21 protein-coding genes and 1 pseudogene are annotated in these 25,529 nt (G+C 51.7%); 11 read left to right on the forward strand and 11 right to left on the reverse strand.

The window, feature by feature from the left end:
• Position 1: 1 nt before the first annotated feature.
• Genes tssG through tssB form a run of 5 tightly spaced genes read right to left on the reverse strand, consistent with a single transcriptional unit; the run spans position 2 to position 5,282 of the window.
• Positions 2-1,033 carry a type VI secretion system baseplate subunit TssG gene (gene tssG / locus AQ981_RS04875; RefSeq protein ID WP_058910622.1) on the reverse strand — a complete coding sequence of 344 codons (1,032 nt, stop codon included), beginning with the start codon at positions 1,031-1,033 and terminating at the stop codon, positions 2-4.
• The gene (gene tssF, locus AQ981_RS04880; RefSeq protein WP_058910623.1) at positions 997-2,817 is read right to left on the reverse strand and encodes a type VI secretion system baseplate subunit TssF; all 1,821 of its coding nucleotides are present in this window, start codon (positions 2,815-2,817) and stop codon (positions 997-999) included. Before tssF ends, tssG begins: the two co-directional genes overlap by 37 nt.
• A gap of 4 nt (positions 2,818-2,821) precedes the next feature.
• The gene (tssE, locus tag AQ981_RS04885) at positions 2,822-3,256 is read right to left on the reverse strand and encodes a type VI secretion system baseplate subunit TssE (RefSeq protein WP_058910624.1); all 435 of its coding nucleotides are present in this window, start codon (positions 3,254-3,256) and stop codon (positions 2,822-2,824) included.
• A 6-nt stretch (positions 3,257-3,262) separates the two neighbouring features.
• A complete protein-coding gene (gene tssC, locus AQ981_RS04890) occupies positions 3,263-4,744 on the reverse strand; it encodes a type VI secretion system contractile sheath large subunit (protein WP_058910625.1) in 1,482 nt (493 codons plus the stop codon).
• Between the two features lie 31 nt (positions 4,745-4,775).
• Positions 4,776-5,282, reverse strand: coding sequence for a type VI secretion system contractile sheath small subunit (gene tssB, locus AQ981_RS04895; RefSeq protein ID WP_058910626.1), 507 nt, complete (start codon positions 5,280-5,282; stop codon positions 4,776-4,778).
• Between the two features lie 689 nt (positions 5,283-5,971).
• Between tssB and AQ981_RS04900 the strand changes: the two genes are divergently transcribed.
• The 4 genes from AQ981_RS04900 (at position 5,972) to AQ981_RS04915 (ending at position 9,945) form a co-directional block, all read left to right on the forward strand.
• Complete coding sequence (locus AQ981_RS04900) at positions 5,972-6,490, forward strand: Hcp family type VI secretion system effector (RefSeq protein ID WP_058910627.1); 519 nt, start codon at positions 5,972-5,974, stop codon at positions 6,488-6,490.
• A gap of 122 nt (positions 6,491-6,612) precedes the next feature.
• Positions 6,613-7,092 (forward strand): Hcp family type VI secretion system effector, encoded by a 480-nt coding sequence (locus AQ981_RS04905; RefSeq protein WP_058910628.1) that lies wholly within the window; start codon positions 6,613-6,615, stop codon positions 7,090-7,092.
• Positions 7,093-7,410: 318 nt separating this feature from the next.
• A complete protein-coding gene (locus AQ981_RS04910) occupies positions 7,411-8,499 on the forward strand; it encodes an AAA family ATPase (RefSeq protein ID WP_058910629.1) in 1,089 nt (362 codons plus the stop codon).
• An 858-nt stretch (positions 8,500-9,357) separates the two neighbouring features.
• The gene (locus AQ981_RS04915) at positions 9,358-9,945 is read left to right on the forward strand and encodes an acyl-homoserine-lactone synthase (protein ID WP_058910630.1); all 588 of its coding nucleotides are present in this window, start codon (positions 9,358-9,360) and stop codon (positions 9,943-9,945) included.
• A gap of 22 nt (positions 9,946-9,967) precedes the next feature.
• On the opposite strand, the gene AQ981_RS04920 is transcribed toward AQ981_RS04915, so the two are convergent.
• Together AQ981_RS04920 and AQ981_RS04925 are read right to left on the reverse strand one after the other, a co-directional pair.
• The gene (locus tag AQ981_RS04920; protein ID WP_058910631.1) at positions 9,968-10,660 is read right to left on the reverse strand and encodes a LuxR family transcriptional regulator; all 693 of its coding nucleotides are present in this window, start codon (positions 10,658-10,660) and stop codon (positions 9,968-9,970) included.
• 541 nt (positions 10,661-11,201) lie between these two features.
• Complete coding sequence (locus AQ981_RS04925) at positions 11,202-12,950, reverse strand: sigma-54 interaction domain-containing protein (protein WP_058910632.1); 1,749 nt, start codon at positions 12,948-12,950, stop codon at positions 11,202-11,204.
• Positions 12,951-13,322: 372 nt separating this feature from the next.
• Here AQ981_RS04925 and dpaL point away from each other — a divergent pair, with 372 nt between their 5' ends.
• The 4 genes from dpaL (at position 13,323) to AQ981_RS04945 (ending at position 18,787) form a co-directional block, all read left to right on the forward strand.
• A complete protein-coding gene (dpaL, locus tag AQ981_RS04930) occupies positions 13,323-14,537 on the forward strand; it encodes a diaminopropionate ammonia-lyase (RefSeq protein ID WP_058910633.1) in 1,215 nt (404 codons plus the stop codon).
• Positions 14,538-14,568: 31 nt separating this feature from the next.
• A complete protein-coding gene (locus AQ981_RS04935; protein ID WP_058910634.1) occupies positions 14,569-15,753 on the forward strand; it encodes a YgeY family selenium metabolism-linked hydrolase in 1,185 nt (394 codons plus the stop codon).
• Positions 15,754-15,827: 74 nt separating this feature from the next.
• Positions 15,828-17,420, forward strand: coding sequence for an N-acyl-D-amino-acid deacylase family protein (locus tag AQ981_RS04940; protein ID WP_058910635.1), 1,593 nt, complete (start codon positions 15,828-15,830; stop codon positions 17,418-17,420).
• An 80-nt stretch (positions 17,421-17,500) separates the two neighbouring features.
• On the forward strand, positions 17,501-18,787 hold the full coding sequence (locus AQ981_RS04945) for an MFS transporter (protein ID WP_058910636.1): 1,287 nt from the start codon (positions 17,501-17,503) through the stop codon (positions 18,785-18,787).
• A 45-nt stretch (positions 18,788-18,832) separates the two neighbouring features.
• On the opposite strand, the gene AQ981_RS04950 is transcribed toward AQ981_RS04945, so the two are convergent.
• From AQ981_RS04950 to AQ981_RS04970, 4 genes and pseudogenes are all read right to left on the reverse strand, one after another.
• On the reverse strand, positions 18,833-19,459 hold the full coding sequence (locus tag AQ981_RS04950) for a glycoside hydrolase family 19 protein (RefSeq protein WP_058910637.1): 627 nt from the start codon (positions 19,457-19,459) through the stop codon (positions 18,833-18,835).
• A gap of 391 nt (positions 19,460-19,850) precedes the next feature.
• Positions 19,851-21,220: pseudogene (locus AQ981_RS26820) on the reverse strand (TonB-dependent receptor domain-containing protein); the annotation flags it as partial.
• Entirely contained in the window at positions 21,210-21,590 is a 381-nt protein-coding gene (locus AQ981_RS04965) for a DUF2946 family protein (RefSeq protein ID WP_154675903.1), read from the reverse strand. The pseudogene AQ981_RS26820 and the gene AQ981_RS04965, both read right to left, overlap by 11 nt.
• A gap of 870 nt (positions 21,591-22,460) precedes the next feature.
• Entirely contained in the window at positions 22,461-22,826 is a 366-nt protein-coding gene (locus tag AQ981_RS04970) for a FaeA/PapI family transcriptional regulator (RefSeq protein ID WP_058910640.1), read from the reverse strand.
• A 173-nt stretch (positions 22,827-22,999) separates the two neighbouring features.
• Between AQ981_RS04970 and AQ981_RS04975 the strand changes: the two genes are divergently transcribed.
• From AQ981_RS04975 to AQ981_RS04985, 3 genes are all read left to right on the forward strand, one after another.
• Positions 23,000-23,743 (forward strand): winged helix-turn-helix domain-containing protein, encoded by a 744-nt coding sequence (locus AQ981_RS04975; RefSeq protein WP_058910641.1) that lies wholly within the window; start codon positions 23,000-23,002, stop codon positions 23,741-23,743.
• A complete protein-coding gene (locus tag AQ981_RS04980; RefSeq protein WP_058910642.1) occupies positions 23,736-24,209 on the forward strand; it encodes a hypothetical protein in 474 nt (157 codons plus the stop codon). Before AQ981_RS04975 ends, AQ981_RS04980 begins: the two co-directional genes overlap by 8 nt.
• A gap of 64 nt (positions 24,210-24,273) precedes the next feature.
• Positions 24,274-25,509 carry an HD domain-containing protein gene (locus AQ981_RS04985; protein ID WP_058910643.1) on the forward strand — a complete coding sequence of 412 codons (1,236 nt, stop codon included), beginning with the start codon at positions 24,274-24,276 and terminating at the stop codon, positions 25,507-25,509.
• Positions 25,510-25,529: the final 20 nt, after the last annotated feature.

Here is a 25,529-nt window from a genome sequence, read left to right on the forward strand (position 1 = left end):
CTCACTCCACGACACTGATTGTCACTTCCGGCCGCTCGCCCGATTTCCCGAGAAAACAGGTCCAACCCAGGAGTGCGTTTTGCTCCACCCCCAGCGCCATCGCGCCGATCTGATCCGGGGCGATCCCCAGGCGCAGATCCCAGGCAAATTGATCGCGCTGGATGAAAGACATAAACATCACCAGCGGCAGATAGCTGTCGCCGTTGGGTAAAAAATCCAGGAAACGCTGGCGCGACAGACCGCGGATATGCAGTTGAAATTTCCCGCTGCGATCCGGCACCCTGGCGCCGAGCGAGAAGTTTCCCCCGAGCAGCGACTTTCCCTGCGGGCGCATACCGCTTAACCGCTGGGTGCTGCCGAGGCGATTTTGTTGTTCAGGGGAGATATTCACATAGCGGAATTGCCAGCCATGCAGCGTCACATCATCCAGTTCAAAACAGTGCTCGATCAGGCCGCAGATCACGTCCGGCGAGCGGCCGGGGCTGGCCAGCAGGCCGGCATAGGCCAGCATTCTGGTGTGATTAATCTGCAACTGTTCCCTGACATCGCTGCTGCCCAGCCCGACCAGGGCGAACATACGCTGAGAAAACGCATCGCGCCCTTCATCTTCAAAGCAGATGTAATAGCGGTATTTGCGCCAGATACGGTGCAGTAGCGTCAGCAGACGATGGTTAAAGACATTGAGAAAATCGGTCAGGCGATTACTGTTCTGCGCTTCTTCCCACGCCAGATTATCCAGGTAGAAACCCGGCAGCGGCGACTGACTGCCGTGCAGTCCCATAAAAGAGGTGGTCAGTTGCCAGGGGCCGCCTTCTTTGTGTTCAAGGGCGATGACATCGCGCGTCGGGAAGGCAATGCTGGCGGAGGACAGAAAACGGATCGCCTCCTGCTCCACGTCTTCCGCCAGTGCCGCCTGCCCCTGACGATCCCTCGTCAGCAGTTCCACCAACTGATAAAAGTTGTAGCGGCCCGCTTCCGAGACCAGCTTTTGCCGCATCAAATCAATGCGTGTTGACCCGGCTGTACCGACCATTCATAACACTCCTTGTTATTCACATTGATGATTTTCAGTACATGAAATGCATTGACGCTGGCGTATAACGAGAAGAAACGCGCCAGAATGGTGCCGAACAGATATAGCTCTCCCTCGCAGGTGAACGCGCTCTGCTCCAGCCACAGCGTGGACTCCAGCCCGCGAACCGGAACCCCCTGAAAAAGCCGGTCAACCGGGCGAGTTTCAATGCGCGAGATACCTTCCAGTTTCTTTTGCGATGTTCTTGCCGCCTGGCGGTCGTGCATCGCCGGCAGATCGTAGGTGCGCAGGATCTGGCGCAGCGCGTCCTTGTTCAGCAAAGAAAGATAATTAAGGGACATGTTGGACAGCAGCGACCAGTGCAGGCTGCCGTCCAGTACCGGGTACAGCGGCATGGTGGGCCGCGTAACGTTGCGAAATGCCGTGAACGGCGGGTTCACCGGCCCTGGGGAACAGATATCCCCCACCCGTAGCAGGGTGGGCAGTTCCCGGTTGGTACAGGTCAGTTGCACCGATACCGTTTCGCCAACCGGCAGGCACAGAGTCTCGTCCCCGCGTACAAAAGAGATGGCATGCTCCAGTCCGGGACGGAACAGCGAAGGCCGGGTGCGCACCCGGTAATAGAGTTTTTCCCGACCGCGGGCATATTCTATCTGGTGCTGGAAGCTTTCGAATGGCGAATAGCTGCGCACCGCGCCGCGTCCCCGCCCGCGATCTTCGTCGCCGCCATGCTGCCAGCTCTCCACTTTATCCACGGAAAAAATATCGTAAAAATCCGGCTGGCTGTGGCTGGCGCGCAGCGGGTATTCCGCCCGGGTACCGTCCAGCGAGATCGATTCGCTATAGCGGCTGAACAAATTCACCGCCGGCGTACAATGCAGGCGCAGCGAGTCGCGGCGAATTTTGACTTCCGGCGGCAGCGGACGGGAGAAGTAAAATTGCAGCGAAAACTGTTCGGCGTGCAACTCTCCCGGCAACCGGGGGATCCCCTGCACATCGAAAAACAGAAAACCTTCCGGAAAGCAGAAATACTCCTGCAAGATGCGATAGCCCATCGCGGCGTTTTTCGGATAGGGCAGCATCGCCTCATCGCGATCGAATCCCAGCGGCACAAAATCGAAGTCCGGCAGCGGATAGGTGGTATCGCCAATAACCAGTTCGGCTTTTTCAAAATAGTAACTGAACCAGAAATAGAGCTGATAACTGCTGTAACTGCTCTCATTGAGCCAGAAGCGTAGTTTGTTAAGCTCCAGTTCGTTAACGCTGATTTCGCCGCTGGCGGAAAAATCCACGCTGAGGATCGCCTGCTCATTACTGTTATTGAGGCGGATATTCTCCAGTTCGACCGGTAACAGCCAGAGATCCCGGCACTGGGTAAAGGAGCACTGCGGCGTGCCTGGCGGCTCTTTATCAGCATTCAATCCGCCGCCGAGGCTGACCAGGACCGGCCTGCTCAGCAGTTGCGTACCGCGCTGCGTCAGAGTGGCGCCAGTGATGGCGTTTTTCTCCGGCAGATACTCAATCACGGTCATGCTGGGGGTTGGCCGCAGATAGTTGGGCCACAGCATATTCAGCAGGCTATGCGTGAGTTCGGGAAACTGATCATCAATTTTTTCGCGCAGGTTACCCGACAGGAACGCGAATCCCTCCAGCAGCCTTTCGACATCCGGATCGGCGCCTTTTTCCGACAGGAACGCGGCCAGATGCGGTTTTTCACGTGCCACAGCGCGGCCGAGCTGATGCAAATAATCCAGTTCGTCTCTGAAATATTTTTCAAATGACATGTTGTTAGCTCAGGTGATAGCGCTGATGGTTGTCCAGGTGAATGTTGAACTCGACCACATTATCCATGTCGTCAAAATCGACATGCGCCAGAATATGGAAACTTAACGTTAACGGATCCTGATAGTCGCTGACCCCTGCACTGACGGCCACCCGGGAGATGCGCGGCTCATAGCAAATGATGCAGTTGCGAATCGCGTCTTCAATGGATTTGCGAAAATCGGCCGCCGACGCCGTGGCGTCATTAAGATCAATCACTCCCAGTTGCGGCGCGCTCTGGCTACCGCCAGGGTGCGAATTCAGCACCTGGTTGAGATTGCACTTAATCGACGCCAGTAAATCGGCCGCCCGGGAATAACGAGAGGCGCCGGCCTCTCGTTCCTGGATCCGTTCAAATAAACTGGCCGCGCGGTCACGCCGCCAGCTCAATAGCCCGGCCATTTCCCGTTATTCCTTATCCAGACGCCCTACCAGAGACAGCTCAAAGCTGGCCCCCATGTATTTGAAATGCGGGCGCACCGACATGCTCACCTGATACCAGCCCGGATCCCCTTCGACATCCAGCACTTTAATCTGCGCGGCGCGCAGAGGACGGCGGCTGCGTACATCGGTCGGCGGGTTCTCCTGATCGGCGATATATTGCTTAAGCCACATGTTCAGCTCCCGCTCCAGATCCTGACGCTCTTTCCAGGCGCCGATCTGCTCGCGCTGCAGTACTTTGATGTAGTGAGCGAGACGGTTGATGATGAACATGTAGGGCAGTTGCGTCCCCAGTTTGTAGTTGGTTTCCGCCATTTTCCCTTCCCGCGTATTGGGGAATACTTTGGGTTTCTGAATGGAGTTAGCGGAAAAGAACGCCGCGTTGTCGCTGCCTTTACGCATCGTGAGCGTGATAAAACCTTCTTCGGCCAGCTCAAACTCACGGCGATCGGTAATCAACACCTCGGTAGGGATTTTTGACTGAATATGTCCCATCGCTTCGTACAGATGTACCGGCAGATCGTGTACCGCCCCGCCGCTTTGCGGACCGATAATATTCGGACACCAGCGATACTTCGCGAAACTGTCCGTCAGACAACCGGCCAGCAGGAACGCCGTGTTGCCCCACAGGAAATGCTCGTGATTGTCCTGTACTGACTCTTCGTAGCCGAATGATTTAATGGGGTTTTCAGTTCCGGAATAGGGCAGGCGCAGCAAGAAGCGCGGCGCGGTAAGGCCGATATAACGCGAATCTTCGGTTTCACGCAGAGCGCGCCATTTGGTATGCGACGGCCCTTCGAAAACCGATTTCAGCTCTTTGATGGCTGGCAACTCGGTAAAGCTGGTCACGCCAAAGAATTCCGGCGCCACCGATGACAAAAACGGCGCATGCGCCATCGCGCCAACGGCGCCGACATACTGCAACAGTTTCATATCCGGCGCGGTATTTTTGAAGGCATAGTTGCCAATCACCGCCCCGACCGGCTCACCGCCAAACTGGCCGTAGCCGGAAGAATAAATGTGTTTATAGAAGCCCGACTGAACAATTTCCGGCGCAAATTCAAAGTCGTCCAGCAGCTCTTCTTTGGTGGCGTGCAGCACATTGATTTTGATGTTTTCACGGAAGTCGGTGCGGTCCACCAGCAGTTTCAGCGACCGCCAGGAAGATTCCAGCGCCCGGAAAGGCTCCGCATGCATGATCTCATCCATCTGGACGCTGAGCTTTTTGTCCAGCTCAACAATCATGCGATCCACCAACATCTTGTTGATGGGCTCAGCGCTGGCGCCGGAATCCAGGATATTGGCGATAAAAGCGGCCACCCCCTGGCGGGCAATATCATAACCGTCGTTTTCCGGCTGCATATGCGCCTGGGCCATGATCTCATCCAGCAGGGAATGCTGCGCGGCGGGACGCTCTGATGCTACTGTCTGTTCTTCATGCAATGACATGGTTGAAATTCCCTCTAAGCTCAATTCCGTATCACTTCTTGTCTAAAATGTTCAGTTCTTCCAGTAGCTGTTCACGCGCTTTCTCATCCTGCAGCAGCGCCTGAAGACGGGCCCGGAAAGCGGGAATGTTGCCCAGCGGCCCTTTCAGGGCGACAAGAGCTTCGCGCAGTTCCAGTAGCTTATTCAGTTCGGGTACGTTACGTGCCACGCTGTCGGGGGAAAAATCGGTGAGAGACTGGATATCCAGGTGTACCGGCAGATCTGCTTGTTCGCCGTCTTGCTCGTCCAGGCGATTCGGTACATTAAAGGACAAGCTGATTCCGGCTTCGCTCATCACCGAATTAAAGTTGTTTTTATTGATGGAAATCGGCTGGCGCTCCTCAACAGGGATGTCTTCACGAGTTCCCTTCATGTCTCCGACAACAAACAAGTTCAGAGGTAGCTCAATTTCACTGGTCCCATCGCCAGTATTGGGCACATATTTAATATTAATGCGCTCTTTCGGAGCCACACTGGTACTTGAATTATCCTTACTCATGTCAGACATCCTCTTTCTGGCTGGCAATAAACAATACAGCGTAGTTTTGATTCAGAAAAAACAAGTTCAGCAAGGGGTTTGCAGAAATAAGACCGAACGTTTCCACCCTGGGCAGAATATCTCCAATACCCACGGCCAATCATTCTTCATGAATTCATCCGGCAAATGTTAATCAGTAAAAAAACACCATTAACCGAATTGAAATCGCAAGACTGTTATGTTTATCCGGACAATCTGGTTCTATTAAGCCACCCCTGAATAACTTTCGGGAAGGATACCACATCAAAACAACACTTCACGAGTACAATACGCTTTTCGGAACCTCTGGCAGGAGCTTAAAAAAATATTTCCAAATCAATAAAATGAACAAAACAAACAGAATTATCCCATAAATAAAACGATAGAAAACACCAAAAAACAGCGATCGTGACAGAATTTATTACTGCATCGGCAAAAATTATAACCATATTAACCAGCGTTGTATTGAAAACGATTAATAATCGACCGACAGGCTATGGATCTTTATTTCCAAATCTATATAGTGACCCCGACGTCGTCGACTTTTAATAGGATCCTGGAAAGTCAGTTGCTGTTGGCGGGCCTTGTCGTTACCCGGGAATATCGCACTTTGCCGTATACCAAACGCCACAGTTGACCTCCCTTGCGTATTCATATAAGGAAATTAAGCTATGCCAACTCCATGTTATATTGCGATTACCGGTAAAACACAGGGCAATATCACTGCCGGCGCCTTCACCGCAGAGTCTGTCGGTAATATTTATGTACAGGGCCATGAAGACGAAATGCTGGTGCAGGAATTCGACCACATCGTCACCGTGCCGACTGACCCGCAATCAGGCCAGCCTTCCGGACAGCGGGTACATAAACCATTCCGTTTTACCGTTGCGCTGAACAAAGCCGTTCCGCTGCTGTACAACGCGCTGGCATCCGGTGAAATGCTGCCTACCGTTGAGCTGCGCTGGTATCGCACCTCCATCGAAGGTAAGCAGGAGCACTTCTTCACCACCAAACTGGACGATGCGACCATCATTGATATCGATTGTAAAATGCCGCACTGCCAGGATTTAAACAAAGCCGAATTTACGCAACTGGTTCGCGTATCGGTGGCATATCGTAAGATTACCTGGGAACACAATTCCGCAGGGACTTCCGGTGCCGACGACTGGCGCGCGCCGATCGAAGCGTAATTATCGCCATTTGATAATAGGGGGAGAGAATATCTCCCCCTTGTTTAATTGTGTACCCAAGTGTCGCTTCGTTAAGTTAATCCCTGAGTATTTAGCCGGGGCGGTGAATCACAGGAGGTGATATGGCAAACATTATTTACCTGACGATTAAGGGAGAGAAGCAGGGGTTAATCTCTGCCGGCTGTTCCAGCGCCGAATCCATCGGCAACAAATATCAGACCGGACATGAAAATGAGATTTTTGTCATGGAGCTCATTAATCATATGACCCGTAGCGAAAATGTCGCTCTTCATCCTATCGAAATACGTAAACCCATCGATAAATCCACCCCATTACTCGCCCAGGCAATCAACGATAACGAAAAACTGGAGTGCAGTTTTTTGTTATACCGAACTGCGCAATCAGGCGGTAATGAGCTCTACTTTAAAATGAAAATTACAGATGCCACCATCTGCGATATTCGGCTGTTCTGCCCCAATTCAATCTCCCATAATGAGATGCAGCCCCAGGAGAGTGTCTCCTTTAAGTACGCTTCAATATCCTGGGAACATGTCATGGGAGGAACAAACGCGTATAGCATCTGGGAAGACCGGGTATTTTAACCAGCCTCTCTAATCTTGTTTGCTATCAGAGTGTGAAAACGCAGCGTCTAAAAACCGGGCCGGTAAGTTTTTATTAACATCCTCTATGTTGACTGACTCAGTATTGTAAACCGGCCCGTTCATCTACCTGGAGCTTCCTGTTTCGCCCTGCCGCTGTTTCCCTCTGATTCAATAACCAACAATGAAAAATCCATTATTCATAGGCGATTATTATTCTCTGTGGCGGACCTATGACACCATTTGTCAGGGAGGTTTACCTCTTCCCGCGCCGGCCATGGCCCGCTATCCTTAGCGCACACTCTTAAGGCCGACGTAGCCATGATCAAAACCTTGCACATTGAAAATTACCGTTCTATCCGCCGGCTGTCGCTGGAGCTGGAACAGCTCAACATTGTGTTCGGGCCGAACGGTACCGGGAAGTCAAATATTTATAAGGCGATCCATCTGATGCACAGTGCGGCCCGGGGGCAATTTTCCGAAGCGCTGGCCCGGGAAGGCGGGATCCTCAATGTGTTCTGGGCAGGGAAAATACGCACCGACCAGCTGCGTCGCGTCAGCCTGGCGGTGGAGACGGAAACGTTTGAATATCAGTTGCAGGTAGGTTTTGTGGAAAAACTACCTTACCCCTCACAGTTCGAACGCGATCCGGTGATTAAAGAAGAGTCGCTGTGGCTCAGCGGCCAGCGCCGCCGTCCTTCAGCACAGTTGATGAAGCGTAAAAACCAGGCGGTATTCCTCAGCAATATTCACCATGAACAGGTTTCTCACGGCGGAACGCTGTATGAGAACGAGTCCGTCTTTGGTCAGTTGGGTGAACCGCATCTGTATCCGGAAGTGTCGCAAATGCGCGAGATGCTGCGCAACTGGCGTTTCTACCATGAATTCTCTGTAGCGGCCGGCTCCGTGCTGCGTGAGCCACAGGTTGGGTTCCGCTCGCCGGTTCTGGCCAGCGATGGCAGCAATCTTGCCGCAGCGTTTCAGACCATCGTCGAAATTGGCGATGAGCAGTTGCTGATGCACATCCTCGGGCAGGCATTCCCGGGGTGTGTTTTCTATTGTGATAACAGCGCGGGCCGCTTTCGCCTGATGATGCGTCGCGCCGGACTTCACCGCCCGCTGGAGCCTGGCGAATTTTCAGACGGCACTCTGCGCTTTCTGTGTCTGGCCGTGGCGCTGCTCAGCCCACGTCCACCGGCATTTATCGCCCTTAATGAACCGGAAAATAGCCTGCATCCACAAATGCTGCCCGCTCTGGCACGGCTTATCGCTGAGGCCAGCCGCTATTCACAAATCTGGCTTACCAGCCACTCCCCGCAATTGGCCAAACTGATTGAACAACACACTCGCTTTACGCTCTACCAACTGGCGATGACGGAAGGTGAAACGCAATTAACCCGCTGCGCATAGTGACTGACGCTGGCGGAGTATCTGGCAGTTTGAGATGTTGAGATAAGGAAAGGATTTGTCGGGGGGAGATGACTGATTACGCTCAGTTGATGGCGCAGCCCCAAAAATGAACCAGCAGGCAGGTACGACCCTTTCACTGGCGCATTCCATCTGCGGATAAGGGCCAGAGAAAAGCGTCGCACCGCCCGGGTTTGTCAGTTAACCCTCCGTCGCCAGGCCGCGGATGGCTTATGAGCCTGAACGCGCCGGATAGATTAACTTTTTTTAAGAGATGTGAAACAGTTTTCCCTGGTGTTTCACGGCACAGATAAGAGTGGGTCAGATGAAACGTTTCCATTGTTCAGAAGGTATTGCTGAAAATTAACTACGGTTTCAGCAATGATTACCGCCCAACAAAGAGGAAACACCTATCAAAAAATAAGAAAATCCCAACTCTTATTTATACACTTACTAAATTACATATCTTTTTATAGTGTAATTTTATTTTTCATCAGCACAAAAAAAAGAGTATGAAAAACATCTCAGAGATATCCCCCGAGATGAGAGCAAAATGAAAAATAAAATTTTTGTCAATGTTATTGTTTTGTATTTATGACAGCAATCAACATTATAATAAATATACCTTTCAGAGTACCTGTTACAGGGTGCCCTGACGGTGAGTTTCGAAGATAATATCCAACGGACGTTATCCCCTGGAAACAACGTTGGCCTTTGGCCACCTGATCTGTACGCTTAACGGAGCATCGCGGGTCAGGCCACTTTTTTTAGGTTAGTTGATGACCTATCAGAATACCAGCTGTCCTTAAGTACAGGGTCCGCAGAATCGCCGGAAAATTAGTATCAATCAGGAAAGATAATATGGATACGCCAATCGAGTTTTTTACCACCACCTATCTGGATTTACCCGATGAAATGGCGGAAGACCTTTACCGACTGCGTAACCAGACATTCAACACCCGGCTCGAATGGCAGGTGGAAAGCCAATCAGGGATGGAATTCGATCGCTTTGACTCTGAAAATGCGACCTATCTGCTGGGCGTTTGTCAGGGTCGGTTACTGTGCGGCGTTCGTTTCATCGACATGAAGCATGAAAATATGATCGATGAAATTTTTATTAAATATTTTCACAACCTGACCTATCCCGTACAGGGCAAAATTTTTGAAGCCACGCGTTTGTTTATCGATAAGGATCGGCGCAACGATGCCTGCCTGCAAGGGCAGCCGATTACTAAAATGCTGTTTATTTCGATGATTAACTTTTGCCTTAAAGAAGACAGTCCGGGGATGTATGCGGTTATCAGCAAAGGGATGGCGCAGATCTTTAAACGTGCCGGCTGGAATATACAGATTCTGAACCAGGGTGTTTCCGAAAAACAGGAAAAAATTTACTTTGTGTTTATGCCCGCCAGTGAAACCTGCATTACCGAGATCTTAAATAAAAAATAACATCCGCGATGTTCAGGCTGCCTTAATCTTCCAGCAGCTTGAGCTCCACGCAAACCCGCAGAGCGTGCCTGGCATTAGAGACTCCCAGCTTTCTCAATACATTACTGATATGGAATTTTACCGTCCGCTGGGAAATCGATAATATCACGGCAATCTCCGGATAGGTCTTCCCGCGCCCGGTCCAGTACAGGATCTCACGCTCGCGCGGCGACAGGCAAATCAGATTTTTCTGGTGTTCTTCATGATATAAATCAATGGTTTTCTGATGCTCGGAGATGAAGAAGGAAAGCAGCATATTGCGGTTTTTCATCACATCAATATCGCTTTCTTTATATTTGATCAGCGACAATACAGCCAGGTTTCCGATATAGTCATGGATGACAAATGTATGACCGTAATCAATATTATAGCTAATGCCTTCGTCAAATATACGCGGCAGACTATAATGTGACTGAGTGAGGATCTCTTTATCCCATGAAAAGTCTACAATTGTATTAAGAGATCTAATGATTACCGGATCGATAAACTGATAGTTATTGTCAATATATCGATCAAACCACTCTTTATGATTATTTATAATCACCATTTGAGCAGGATTTTTCTTATTCATAATGGCATAGGCATAGGTGATTTTACCGTACTCGGCCAAATACTCATCGAAACTTTTTTTTATTGATTCATTGATATCCTGGCGATCGAAAAAATGTATTCTCATCTATAGATGCTTATTGAATTAACGAGACCTGTAGTATACCCCCTTAGATTAAGATATAAAAGTTTACCAGGACACACTTTTTACTCTCCTTCCCGACATTTTCCACCATGATATAAAGCTCAGGTAATACAGAGAGTTAGAGAATTCTCCCGCGACAATTCCAGCCGCTGTCTATTAAAGATATTTTCCGATAATTAACCGTTGCAGAGAAAAACCCTGGTCGCATTCCGGTTAATCCGCCACCGTCCGTGTGGCGCTGCGCTAATAGTACAAAAAATCAGCGCGCCATTAATCATGGTGTCGACTTGTGTCCATCATCACACTAAGGATTTTCTTAGCAACGGTAATTCCGTGCGTGGCTACTTCAGATTCAGCGCATCTCAGGGAAGAGGCCTGGCAATTCCCGGCCCGGCAATATCCGCCTCAACAATCAGCCCCATAATTTCCTTTTCATCTGCGACATCTCAAACCACCGCCAGAGGGCATACCTGAAGGCCTTTACCGGCAGGCCGTCGGGAACCGTTAAAACAACCTCGCCAGACTACAATCCATAGCGCTTAATTTTACGGTACAGTGTGGCAATGCCAATCCCCAGTTGCGCCGCCGCCTGCTTTTTCCCCTCCACGCCAGAGCCAAAACGGCGCAGGGCATTTTCAATAGATTCCCGTTCCGCTTTCCTCCCCTGACTATCCAGGCGCTGCAACCCATCACGCCCGGCCTCCTTACCCTTTTCCGTCGAGACCAGCAGATAAGGCGGCAGATGACTGGCGTTAATCCCCGTCGTCTCCCCCTGCATCACATAGATGTATTCAACCACGTTACGCAGTTCGCGGATATTGCCCGGCCAGTGCCAGGTGTAGAGCCGGTTAATCACATCATCAGGCAGTTTCTGGTGTGGCCGCTGATAGCTTGCCGAAAATTCGTCAGCAAAATATTGGGCAAGGACCGCGATATCCGACCGCCGCTCGCGCAAGGGCGGCAGCACCAGCGGTACCACATTCAGGCGGTAAAAGAGATCCTCGCGAAACTGGCCGTTCTCCACCATCGCGTAAATATCTTTATTGGTGGCGGCGATAATTCGCACATCGATATTAATGACATTATTGGATCCAACCCGAGTGATCGCTTTCTCCTGCAGTACCCGCAGCAATTTCGCCTGCAGATGCAGCGGCATATCGCCAATTTCATCCAGAAACAGACTGCCGCCATTGGCCAGCTCAAACTTGCCCACCCGGCCTTTGGGATCCGCGCCGCTGAACGCGCCGCGCACATAGCCAAACAGTTCACTCTCCAGTAATTGTTCCGGAATCGCCGCACAGTTGATGGTCACAAACGGCGCCGCCTGCCGTGGGCTGTGCTGATGAATAGCAAAAGCCACCACCTCTTTCCCGGAGCCGCTCTCCCCGGTAACCAGAACGCTGGCGTAACTGTTGGCGATTTTGCCGATGGTATTTCTCAACGTTTCCATTGACGGGGAGTGGCCAATCAGCCGCTCCCGGCTGTCGGATTCATGAGCGAAAGGGGCTACTGTGCTCATATAGTCGCGGGCATCGTGGAAAATCACCATGGTCAGACGATCGTTTTCCAGCGACGAAAGCGAAATCTGTTTACACAACACGTGGTGTCTGTGGCCTTCCAGCGTCAGCCAGGCCTCTTCGTCGCCGTACAGGATATCGCCGGTGGTCTCCACCGTCAGCTGTAGCCCCTGAACCTCGCGGTTAAACATCCGACTGGCCGACAGGTTGGCATGCCAGATACGGCCATGACCGTCGATGGCGACCACGCCGCGATCCATGGCATCAATCAGACGCCGGAAAGCGCCGAGCGTTTCCTGAGCGCGCAACCGCTCCAGGCACTCAAATACCTTGCTGGAGATCATCACTGCGATTTGCTCGATAAAAGTCACAAACTTATCGATCTGGCTGAGCAGTGTCCGGCGCTGCTCTTCAGTAGAACAGATAATGCCAATCACGCCGATTACCCGGTTATTCAGGAAAATCGGCGCGTTCAGATCAAGCATTTCCGAACAGTAACGGTGTTTTTCACATTTCTGGCACAGGGGATGCTCACCGGGATTTTTGATCAATACCGTTTCGCGAACGCTCAACACGTGCCGGTAGATGTAGCCATTTTTCGCCACGTTCTGGTTGAGCATCTGGCGGTATTTTCCGGTACCGGCGATACGCGTCAGCGACTCATCAATGATCTCAACATCCGTCCCGGTGATACCGGAAATCGCCTCCGCATAATTACAAATATCATCCTGAATATTGCTCAGAACTGAAATCACGATCCCCTCCGCCCCTGACTGACTATATTCTCAGAAAAATGATAAATACGCCGGCACAAGAAAAAGCGGGTTGAGAAAAATCAATATATCTCTTTGTATTTAAATAAATATTGTTATTTATCCTCACAGATCACACTATTTATCACTTTTGATAATTTATCATCACACTTGATAAATAATAGAGCGTTACCCTCCCAACAAAAAAAATAAAAAATACCTTTATATTCATACCATTAGAACTTATTTCATCAGATTTTACTGATTACCGATAAACCTGGTAAGCCTTTTGCTCTACTGGAGTACCGATATTTATCACCTCTCTGTAGTAAATCGGTTACAGGGAATGAAAAATCAGACCAATGAGGCTTTTCCATGCAGGATAATTTATCGTTTTTTATCAACCGTACGTCGTTTACTGAACGTCCTACCGCGCCGTTAGCGCCGTTCGCCTGGCAAGAGCTGATAAAAGCGCTGAACTTCCACCGCACCATCCCCGGCTATGCGCCGACGCCGCTGTATCACCTGGCGGCGCTGTCCGGCAAGCTGGGCGTGCAGGACATCTACCTGAAAGATGAATCCCGGCGCTTCGGGCTGAAAGCCTTTAAATCGCTGGGCGGCGCCTACGCCATGGCGCGCCACATCGCCGAGCGGCTCGGCAAAGACATCAGCGAACTGCCGTTTGATGTCATGACCAGCGACAACGTGCGTCGCGACCTGGGGGAAATCACTTTCGCCACCACCACTGACGGCAACCACGGCCGCGGTGTGGCATGGATGGCCCGCCAGTTAAAACAGAAATCCGTGGTGTACATGCCCAAAGGTTCCTCTCCACAGCGCCTGGCCGCGATTCGTAATGAAGGCGCTACGGCTGAAATCGTCGACATGAACTATGACGATGCGGTGCGCATGACGGCGGAACTGGCGGAAAAACACCAGTGGGTCGTGGTGCAGGACACCGCCTGGGAAGGCTATGAAAAAATTCCCCTGTGGATCATGCAGGGTTACGGCACGCTGATGCTCGAGGCGCTGGATCAGTTACATCAGGTTCCTCCCACCCATGTGCTGGTACAGGCTGGCGTCGGCTCTTTCGCCGGTATGGTACAGGGTATGCTGACTGCCGCCTGGGGCGAACATCGTCCGAAAGTGATTGTCGCCGAAGCCATGATCGCCGATTGCCTCTATCGCTCCGCGCAGTCCAGGCAGGGCCAGGCCATCCCGGTCGGCGGCGATTTGCAAACCCTGATGGCCGGACTGGCCTGCGGCGAGGCCAATAATATCGGCTGGAATTTGCTGCGCGATTATGCCACCGCCTTTGCTTCCTGCCCGGATTTTGTCGCCGCCAGCGGCATGCGCATGCTCGGCAACCCGCTGGCGGGCGATCCGCAAATCGTCTCCGGCGAATCCGGCGCCGTCACCGCGGGCCTGCTGTCACTACTGATGACCTCCCCGGCGCTGGCGCAAACCCGCGAGCAACTGGGTCTCAATGAAACATCGCGCGTGCTGCTTATCAGCACCGAAGGGGACACCGATCCCCAACAGTATCTGGATATCGTCTGGGGCGGTGAATACCCCAGCGTCAATCAATAGTCACCCCGCGGACCATTAACGGAGAAAAAGCATGTTATCTGCAAGTCGTGTTGATGAAGTGGTTAAAAACTGCCAGGCGCTGATCCAACAGAAAAGTTATTCCGGACAGGAAGGCGATGTCGTTAACGCTATTAAAAAAATGATGCAGCACTATCAGTTTGACGACATTCACATTGATAAATACGGCAACATCGTCGGGGGGATTGTCGGTAACCAGCCGGGGAAAACCCTGGTCTTTGACGGGCACATCGATACCGTACCGGTGGATGAAGAGAAGTGGAGCCGTAACCCGTACGGCGGCGATATTGCGGACGGAAAAATCTATGGCCGCGGCACCACCGATATGAAGGGCGCCGTCGCGGCGATGATTTCCGCGGTGGGTTTCTACGGCCAGGACCAGCAGCGTAACTTCGCCGGCAAGATTTACGTCGCCTGTATTGTGCATGAAGAGTGTTTCGAAGGGGTTGCCGCACGCCTGGTCAGCGAACGCTATAAGCCTGACTACGTCATCATCGGCGAAGCCTCAGAGTTAAACCTGAAAATCGGCCAGCGCGGCCGGGCGGAAATCGTAGTGGAAACCTTCGGTAAACCGGCCCACTCCGCCAACCCGCAGGCGGGCATTAACTCGGTATACAAGATGGCGCAACTTATCGACAAGATTCGTACCATCACTCCGCCGAACCACCCGGTACTGGGGCCCGGCATTCTGGAACTGACCGACATTAAATCCTCGCCGTATCCGGGGGCCTCGGTGGTGCCGGACTACTGCCGCGCCACCTACGATCGCCGCCTGCTGGTCGGCGAAACCAAAGAGAGCGTCATCGCACCGCTGGAAAATGCGCTCAAAGAGCTGGCGGCCGAAGACCCGCAATTTAAGGGCAAAGTCTCTTACGCTTTCGGCCAGGAATCCTGCTACACCGGCGCCTCCATTGAGGGCGAGCGTTTCTTCCCCGGCTGGGTATTCGATGAATCCGACGAGTTTGTCCAGGCAGCGCTGGCCGGGGTACGCGCCGCAGGTATCGAACCGACCATTACCCAGTACTCCTTCTGTACCAACGGAAGCCACTATGCCGGAGAAGCGGGCATTAAAACCGTCGGTTTCGGCCCGTCGCGGGAAAACCTGGCGCATACCATTGATGAATATATTGAAATTTCCCAGTTGACCGGCTCTGCAAACGGCTATTACGGCATTATTCACAGCCTGTACGGCAAATAAAAAATAAAGACAGAACATTCACTTACCCTGAATGCGGCGCGCCATACCGCGGCGCGCCGCCCCGGAGAATAACGATGAAGACCATCTTTAAGAACGGAAAAGTGATCGATGGTACCGGCGGTGATGCGTTCATCGCCGATGTAGTGGTTGATGAGGGACGCATTGTCGCCATTGGCCAGGCCGAGCCTGGCGTTAACGACCAGGTGATTGACGCCACGGGGAAAGTCATTTGCCCGGGTTTTATTGATACCCATACCCACTCGGACCTGTCGGCCATTGTAAACCCGGCGCTGTCGGCAAAAATCCGCCAGGGGATCACGACTGAACTGCTCGGTCAGGACGGCGTCGCGCTGGCGCCGCTGCCGGAACAGTACATTGCGGCCTGGCGTAAAAACATCGCCGGACTGGACGGCGATACCGACAAAATTGACTGGAAATACAAAGATACCGCAGGCTATCTGAATCTGCTGGAATCGCGCCATCCGGCCACCAACCTGGCGTACCTGGTCCCCCACGGCAATATCCGTATGGAGGCCATGGGGCTGGAGGGTAACCCCTCGACCCGGGAAGACGTGGCGAAAATGTGCCAGATCCTGGAACGCGAGCTGAAAGCCGGCGCTTTTGGCCTCTCCACCGGCCTGATTTACATGCCCTGCGCCTTTGGCGACACCGCCGAGATGATCGAACTGTGCAAAGTCACGGCGCAATACGACGGTATCTTTGTAGTCCACCAGCGCAGCGAAGCCGACGATATCATTACCTCCACCCAGGAGCTGATCGATATCGCCAAAGCCTCCGGCGTCTGGCTGCATATTTCCCATATGAAGGTATGCGGCAAAAAGAACTGGGGGCTGATTGACCAGATGCTCGGCATGCTGGAACAGGCGCAGGCGGAAGGTATCCGTATTTCTTACGACCAGTACCCGTATGTCGCGGGTAGTACCATGCTCGGCGTAATCCTGCCGCCGTGGGTACACGCCGGCGGCACCGATAAACTGCTGGAACGCCTGGAATCGCCGGAGTTGCGCGCCAGAATGATTAAAGATATCCAGAACGGCATCCCGGGCTGGGACAACTTCATCGACTTCGCCGGTCTGGATCAGATCTTCGTCACCAGCGCAAAAACCGCAAAAAACCAGGACGCCGTGGGCCTTAACCTGGTACAGCTCGGGGAACTGCGCGGTAAAGACCCCTATAACGCCACGTTTGATTTGCTCTATGAAGAAGAAAACGCCGTCGGCATGGTGGACTTTTACGGCACTGAAGAACACGTCATTAAGTTCCTCTGTCGCCCGGAGCAGAACGTCTGTACCGACGGTCTGATGGGCGCCGGCAAGCCGCATCCCCGGGTGTTCGGCGCCTTTCCGCGCGTTCTCGGTAAGTATGTACGGGAAGAGGGCTGCCTGAGCTGGGAATCCGCCATCCGCAAGATGACCGGCAAACCGGCCGAAGTACTGGGGCTGGCCGATCGCGGCCTACTAAAAGTGGGATTCGCGGCAGATATTGTGATGTTTAACCCGCAAACCATTACGGATAAGGGGACATTTATTGCCCCAAACCAGTATCCCGAAGGGATCGATATGGTAATGGTTAACGGGCGCATCGCTTTAATCAACGGCATAGAGAGTTATGCCTGCAGCGGTACTGTTATCAGAAAACAATATTAATAACAAAAGATAAATCAGCGCCTGTCCAGCGCGGCCATTTATTGCCCGCGCCGGACAACTACACCCTAAGGACATCACAAATGAGCCTACAATCTTCTTTACCTGCGGGTAAACCGAAATCCTGGAAAGCACGATATACCATCCTGTCGCTTATCTGGCTGGCATGGTTACTCTCTTTTCTCGACAGAATGGTGATGAGCGTTTCACTGCCTTTTATTGGCCGTGATTTAAACCTGGATACCACTGAACAGGGATTAATTATTAGCGCCTTTTTTATTGGCTATGCGGCTTTTCAGATCCCTGGCGGTTTTCTGGCGGATAAATTCGGCGCCCGAAAAATTATGGCGATCGGTATTGCCTGGTGGTCAGTATTTACCAGCCTGACCGGGGCGGTATTCACTCTGCCGCTGATGCTGGCGGTGCGCTTCCTGTTCGGCATCGGCGAAGGGTGTTTCCCGGCGGCGTCGTGGAAGATGATCTCCACCTATTTCCCGTCCAAAGAGCGCGGCCGGGCCACGGCAATTCAGTCTACGGTTAATACCTTAGGGCCTGCGCTGGCTGTCGTGGTCGCCGCGGGGATTATCAGCGCCTTCGGCTGGCATATGGTGTTTATTGTACTGGGGCTTCCGGGCCTGTTTATCGCCGCAGGCATCTACCTGTTTACCCGCGACAACCCGAAAGATCACCCGGCCATCACCGCCCAGGATCTGGCTGAGCTGGCGCAGGACGATCAGAGTGGCCAGCAGAATGCCGCGCCAGTACCGTTTAAAGACGTGATGAAAATGCCAGTGCTGTGGCAGATGGCCGCCATCTGGTTCCTGTTCGACATCACTTTCTGGGGCTTTTCAACCTGGCTGCCGAGCTATCTGATCACGGTACGTGAGTTCTCACTGGCGAAAACCGGCGTTATGGCCGCCATCCCGTTCCTGTTTGGCGCCTGCGGCACTCTGCTGGGGGGCTACTGCTCAGATAAATTCAAACCGCAGCGCAAAATGCTGTACGTCATCACCTCAGTTATCGCCGCTGGCTTCCTGTACATGACGTTCACCGTCAGCAGCGCCGATATGGCCGTCGTGTATCAGTGTGTCTCCGCCCTGTTCATGTTCTTCGCTATGGCGATGTTCTGGGGCATCCTGATGGACACCATCCCCAGTAAAATTATGGGGCGCGCCTCCGGTATTGTTAACTTCGGCGGCCAGATGGCCGGGGTCGTCTCCGCGCCTGTAATGGGATGGCTGATCCACACCAGCGGCGGCAGCTATAACAGTGCATTTATCTTCATGATTATCGCGTTGATGGCTTCAGCGGCGGTGACATTAACGGTGAAAAACAACCACGCCGTTAACGCCGTCGCCCATGAAGCCTGACAGAAAGGAAATACCATGCGGCTCTTGCTTTTGCGGAGCCGCTTTTTAGGTCAACACGCTCAGGGCTCGCTGGAAACGCCTGCGCCTGTCTTCCACGCCGCGCGGGCTTCCGCACAGAATCAGCGTCACCAGCTCAACATCCCCCTCATGGCCGGTACAGGCCTTGTGGCTGAACAGCCACGCCGCCGAACGCGCCGCAAGAGCATCCTGCTCCAGCAATTCAGGAAACGTCTCCAGGTCGAGCGCCAGAGCCTCGCCACAGGCGCGATAGTGCGCCAGCCCGGTCAGGCGTAGCAGACCCCTTCCCCGATATTTCCAGCCATTACCGTAAGACTCATTACCCAGATTGGCTTTTCCCCATTCACCGCCATACACCAGGTTGGCAATCGCCTCCTGCTGCGCCGGGTGGCCGGGAGTAGTGCCAAGAATTCTGGCCTGATCCCAGGAAATCCGCCGATGGAACGTTTTCTGCAGCGCCGAAGGCTTATAATCCAGCGATTCGACCAGCCGGGAAAAACTTTCCGATTCGTGCCCCACCATCGCAATGAACATCGACTGATCCTGCACTGAGGTAATACCAAACTCCTCCATTGCCTCATTAACATACGAAAACCAGCGCGCTGCTGTTTCGGGGTTTAATTCCGTTGCCATTTGAAACTGTAAAAGATCCAATGTTTATCCTCCTGAAACGTACCTGGACCCGGCATCGCTATTCCCCTGGGTAAACATGGAAATCATAACCAGCCGAAATTTTTAATCAGTAGCGCATTCTTTATTTACGATGCTTAGCTTTCGGTCTGTATTCAGATTATGCAATATATGGCAGGCAATCCTCGTCACATTATAAACTGCTCAGCAGTTAGGGAAAATCTGGAAATGCCTTTTCAGCGATAAGAATAATCTACCAAAAAGCACAAAAGTGCCGAAAGCGAGATATTTCACTCCGAATTTATTAGCGCCGGGTTGACGAGAACGCAAATATCCGGCAGCGCGCTATGCCAACCGGATATCCTCTGTTTACGGCATCAGCGCGCGAAGCGCTACGCCACATTGCCCGTCAGGCTCAGAATGTTACATTGATTTTTCCCCAGAAAGTTCGCCCCGGTTCATTCACCGATGTGTCAGCCGAATAACCGAAACTGCTATTGCCCGCCAGGTTAAGATGTTCGCTATATGCCTTATCAAACAGATTATCGACTCCGACACTCAATTTCAGATCACGGTTAATCCGATACGCCACATAGGCAGAAAAAATGGCAAATCCCGAACTGGATGCAAAATCTTTTCCGATCACATTTCCCTCATTGATTGCTACCCGATGCTGGCTGCTGACCAGGCGCAGCAGGCCGCTGGCGCTCCAGGCGTTTTTCTCCCAGGATAATCCCAGCCGCGCCTCCAGCGGCGGGATCTGCGGCAGCGGTCGGTGATCATCGGTATTTTGCGCCCGGGACCAGGCCAGGCTGGCATCGCTCTTCAACGTCTGCGTGATTTGAAAACTGACGCCCATTTCACCGCCCATGATGGTCGCGTTGACATTATCTACCTGACTGACGCGGGCATTCAGCGGATCGTAGCGAAACAGAATAAAGTCGTTCACCCGTCCCAGATACGCCGACACCCACGCGCTGACGCGCTGGCAATGTATCGTTACGTTGTGGGGCGCCGACGCCGGAATCATTATCCACCTGAACGCGATCGAAACGCGCGCCGCTGACGATATTCTGTCGCTCCGAGACATGCCACGTCAGCTCAGTAAATACACCATAATCATGAAAGGGCATCCTGTTTCCAGCCCGCGGCTTCTTTGCCGCGGTGGGTGCTCAATTGCATATCCGCGCCGCTTCTCAGTTCATAGTCCGACCACAGCCAGGTTCCCATCATGCGCCCGCCGACGGTGCGCCGGTCCAGTTGCATTTGCATTGGCATACTCATGCCCATGGCTGGCCCCATTGCCATCCCGGCTCCCGCCATGGTTCCCGGAGAGCGCAGCGAGGTGTTGTCCATAATATGGTTGGCATAGTTGTAGTAGGCGCTGGCTTCAAACTTATCTAACAGCGGGCCGATAGCGGATTTTTCGAAACGCAGCGCCAGACTTTCGCGCTTAAACTGTGAGCCGTCCATACCACGCCCGGCATACCTGGCCTCGCCGTCGCCTTTACCGGCGCTCAACTCCAGCAGCGTGTCGCTGTCAGGAGTCCAGCCGAGCGCCACGTCGGCGTTCCATTTATCCTACTGAGAGGGAACCCGCTCGCCGTTGCCATCTTTATAATCGTCGGCGCGGGCCTTATTGCCGATCAGCCGCAGGTATCCCTTTTCGCTCCCGAGGCTGAGATCCGCATTAGCGTCCCGGCGATCGCCGGAGGCGGCGAGCAGGCAGGCATCCCCCTGCATCCCAGGCTTTGCAAAACGCGGCGGCTCCTGGTCAAAACGCAGGGGGAGCGCGGGCGAGATGAGGAAACCACGGGCGAAACAGACACGGGAGCGCCGGACTGCGCGCATAACGCTGTCGGGCGATACACAGCATCAGCCAGGCAAGCGCCAGTGCCACCAGCAAAATAACAGGCAAATGAACCAACAACTGACAATAGCCGCAGAGGATATCCTCCAGCGGAGAGTTGGCGGTGCCGGAGGCGATCATCGTATGGTGAGCCTGGATCTCAGCGCTGGGGGGTGCTGAATGCGCGTCATCGTGAGCGGAAGCGGTGGATACCCTTTCCGCTGACGCGCTGTGCGCCATCGTGTGACAGTCCGTTAACCGCAGCAATGATGTCGAAATCAGCGGGGCGGCAAACAGCATCATCATCGAAAACAATGCCCGCCAGCCGGCTGACCGTTTAATGAAAAAGTGTCCGGACAAGAGATTACCTGAAATTCAGTACCAACTGGCTCAGGCATACTCTATGAAAATGAAAATCATTACAACTTATAAATGCCGCCGCGTCCTCAACGAATAACCGCGGCATATGCCGCTATCCCGGTGACGATCAATTGCAGCGCCCGGGAATTATAATCCACAACCCCCGTCGTTACATGGCGATAATACAGCGCCCCGAATCGACCAATAAGAATATACCGCAAAATAACAGGATAAAATCCTGGTCGCTACAGCAATGTTCCTGGCATTCATTGCCAACAATGTTTTTGTCGGCTATTCCCCTTCCTGCTGACAAGCCGTGGCGTTGGTTGTAAAGATTTATTAAGATAAAGTGACGTTAACCCATGACGGCTTAATTGTCATGGTAATATATGGTAGCCCCCCATCAGCGATTTTTAATTTTTACACACAATGTTGAAAACCACATCGACATCACAATCAGATAATAATAACTAGTCTGTTGTATTGAAATATGCTTTATTATAAAACACGCAAATGACTAAAACTGATCCAGAACAATAATTGCGATTTTACTCATTAGCACTCTGATTGGTAAGGATCGTGGTTCATCAGTATTAACAATGGCTGAAGAAGGGGCGCTGGCAAAACAATTTCTTACGCCCCTTAAGTGAATATTCTCATCAAAAGTGTCAGAAACATGAACGTTTTTAGTATATTACACTTTTGATGCCAACAAAGACCGAACCAAAGTTGCTTCAGTCATAAGATTTTTCCCACATCGCTACGAGATATTAATTAAGTCGTTTTATTAAAACAAAGAAAAAACATCTAAATTAGTTATCTCTGTTGCAAATGAAAAACCCCCTTGTTAAAATGCCTTTCAATTTCAATGTGTTCAGTGGGCAAATACCACTTATGGTGTTTTTGCATCTTATTTCTGATGACCTGACCATATTTTTCCAGCGGAAGAAGAAGATGTCTTACCTTATATATTGACATTCCACACTGGTCAGCCAATTCACGAGTGGATAACCCCTCTGACCCATGCTCTACTAATAAATTAAGAATAAACTCCTGCTCAGGTACGTTTACCCCTGTGAGGTTATTTATACCCATAGCCGCCGTCAGCACCCGTAAATTTTCAAGAGATGCGCCAGGGTCCTTACGCGTGCCAGGGTTACAGGAAAAAGATACGAACTTCATGTGCCAGTTCCTTCTGTCGTTCAGGGTAATGTGCAGTATGTCTCGCACGCTCGCGAACAGCAACATTAGCTGGCAATGTATACAAAAATAGATGTTTTATCTGATTTTTATCAAAATTTATGACAAAAATACTATTATATAGATAAAATATTCGACTTAGTGTGGAGATAAAGATGAGGTTCGATATAGAGGGATTTATTACTTTTGATACAGAGGACGCCTCACTGGTCAATTTACTGACCGGAGATTGTATCGAACTCTCCGCCACCTCCAGTCGCCTGTTGGCCAGGCTGTTGCAACACCGTGGTGATATCCTCTCCCGGGTCGATATTTTTCAGACAGTGTTTGATCAGTATGGCGCCCGCGCTTCTAACAGTAACCTGAATCAATATATCTCCACACTACGCAGAAACCTGAGCGATCTGGGTATTGAGAAAGATGTGATCATCACCGTACCGCGCGTTGGGTTTAAAGTTTCTGACGAAGTTATCGTCACCACAGATAATGACTACGATGCCTCCTGGGGCCTGGCGGAGACATCGCCAGTCGTTCCCCGCGTCAGGCGTCCATGGTGGAATTATCTGGCTTTTACATTAATACCGGTTTTTATCTGTGGGTTATTTATCACTTTTGCGGCTGGCGATCCCGGGAATCACCCGGAAATGACAAAAATAACCCAGGGAAAATGCGTCATTTATGCGCCAATGACGCTGGCCTCTCCGGAGATATTGAAAACTATCAGTACTCACAGTGCTTCAGGCAGCCGCCTCGACTGCTCGGTACCCAAAGAACTGTATATTTTCAAGAGGCAGGTCCACGGTCAACTGGGTAGCAATATCCAGCTTCTCTTAATGGAGTGTGAAACCAGGCAGGGTAAATGCACAAGCTATTATTACAGAGAAAAGAAAAATGCCTAAAAAAATTGCATTACTCGCCATAGTTATTCTTTCTGTCACGGTAGCCACCCTGTGCTGGTTCAGGTCCAATACCCCCTCCTCATTCTTTTGTGAATCTAACTATTCAGTGGTACAACAAATCAATAGCGACCATATCCGCTCAGAAGGTTTAATATCTGCCGAGCTCTCAGACAATGCATTGTTTATCAACATTGATGGATTACTTATCAAAAACGAAAAAAAATATATCCTGTCACGTAGTATAAATGTCGGTTTAAAAAAATATAACAGCAGTTTTAACCTATACCTGGTGACATCGCTGAAAACCTCGCGTGATAATTCAGATAATATTCCGAATGATATTGCACAAGAGCTCTTGTTTGGCGACAAGAGTGGTGACAGAATTATCTATATCGATCGCATTAGCGATGATACAATATTATTTGGCAACCAAATGTTTCCCCAATATGGCTGCAGACGAAAATAGTCCTCCTGCCGTGATACCTTCTGGTCACGGTAACGTTTACGTACAGCCGGTTTTAAAAGGTATCATGACAATAAGTTTAATTCCGACACTGGCCTGTATATCAAATACCATTGATATGATTAATCCCAGGCTGAATCTGCACCATGTAAGAACCGCATTTATTGCCTGGCACCTGGCGAAGATAGTCCACTTTTCGCCAGCCCAATGTCGCAAAACGGTTCTCGCAGCGCTATTGCATGATATCGGCGGATTGAATGAACAGTCGCGCCTGGAGCCCCTCAACTACATTGACGACGAGCAGAACAACCACGCCCTGATTGGCGGTGAACTGCTGAGTCTGATACCGCTGTTCAAACCGCTCAAAGAGATTGTCCGCTACCACCATACCCGCTGGGAAAACGGTCTGGGGCGCTATATCGACGGTGAACATGTGCCGGAAGAGAGCCATCTGCTGTACTTTGCCGACCGTGTCGACGTGTTGCTGACCCAGTATCGCAACGAGAATATCTCATCGCTGCGCGAAGTCTTAACCGAGACCATCTGTAACGGCGCCAATGTGCTCTACAAAGAAGAATTTATTCATGCCTTCGAAAAACTCGCCGCCCGGGACTATTTTTGGTCGGCCATGCAGTCTTCCCGCTACGAAGATTACATAAAAGAAATTCCGCGTATCCACAACGACAATATCTCCCTGCACAACCTGCGGGACATCGCGGATCTGCTGGCATTTATTGTCGACCAGTTTAGCCGCCATCCGCCGTGGTATTCATTGACGGTCGGGCGCATCGCCGGGTTCCTGGCCAGGGCGATGGGTCTCGATCCAACCCAGAGCCTGAAGGTCGAAATCGGCGGCTTACTGCACAATATCGGCTGTCTAGATCACAGCCCGACCGATGAACGCCGCGCTATCGCAGACGACGAAGCGGATAAAACCTGGCGCGCGCTGCATCCCATTGAGGGTATTCGCGATATCGCCGGCTGGTGCGTCCAGCAGCACCGTCTTTATCTGGGCGCGGCCAGCGATATGCAAATCTCCCCGGAAGCCTGCATTATCGCCGCCAGCCACCGCCTGGCGAGGATGCTTGAGGTGACTGACGATGAGGGTAAATTCAGGATGCAACTGAAGGCGACGGAACCTCCTGATGAGATAAGCCAGGCCGTACACCGTCTTGCTGCGCAGCACAGTAAACAGCTTATTCAGCTATGGCGCAGCACAATTCAGGAGAGACAGGGGTTCGTTAAACGCCTTGAACAACTTGACGTGGCTTTCCAGCGCGAAAACGTTAACCCCAGTGAATGACAGAATGAATAGCACCGCCG

The sequence above is a fragment of the Entomohabitans teleogrylli genome (assembly GCF_001484765.1).
GTDB lineage: Bacteria > Pseudomonadota > Gammaproteobacteria > Enterobacterales > Enterobacteriaceae > Entomohabitans > Entomohabitans teleogrylli.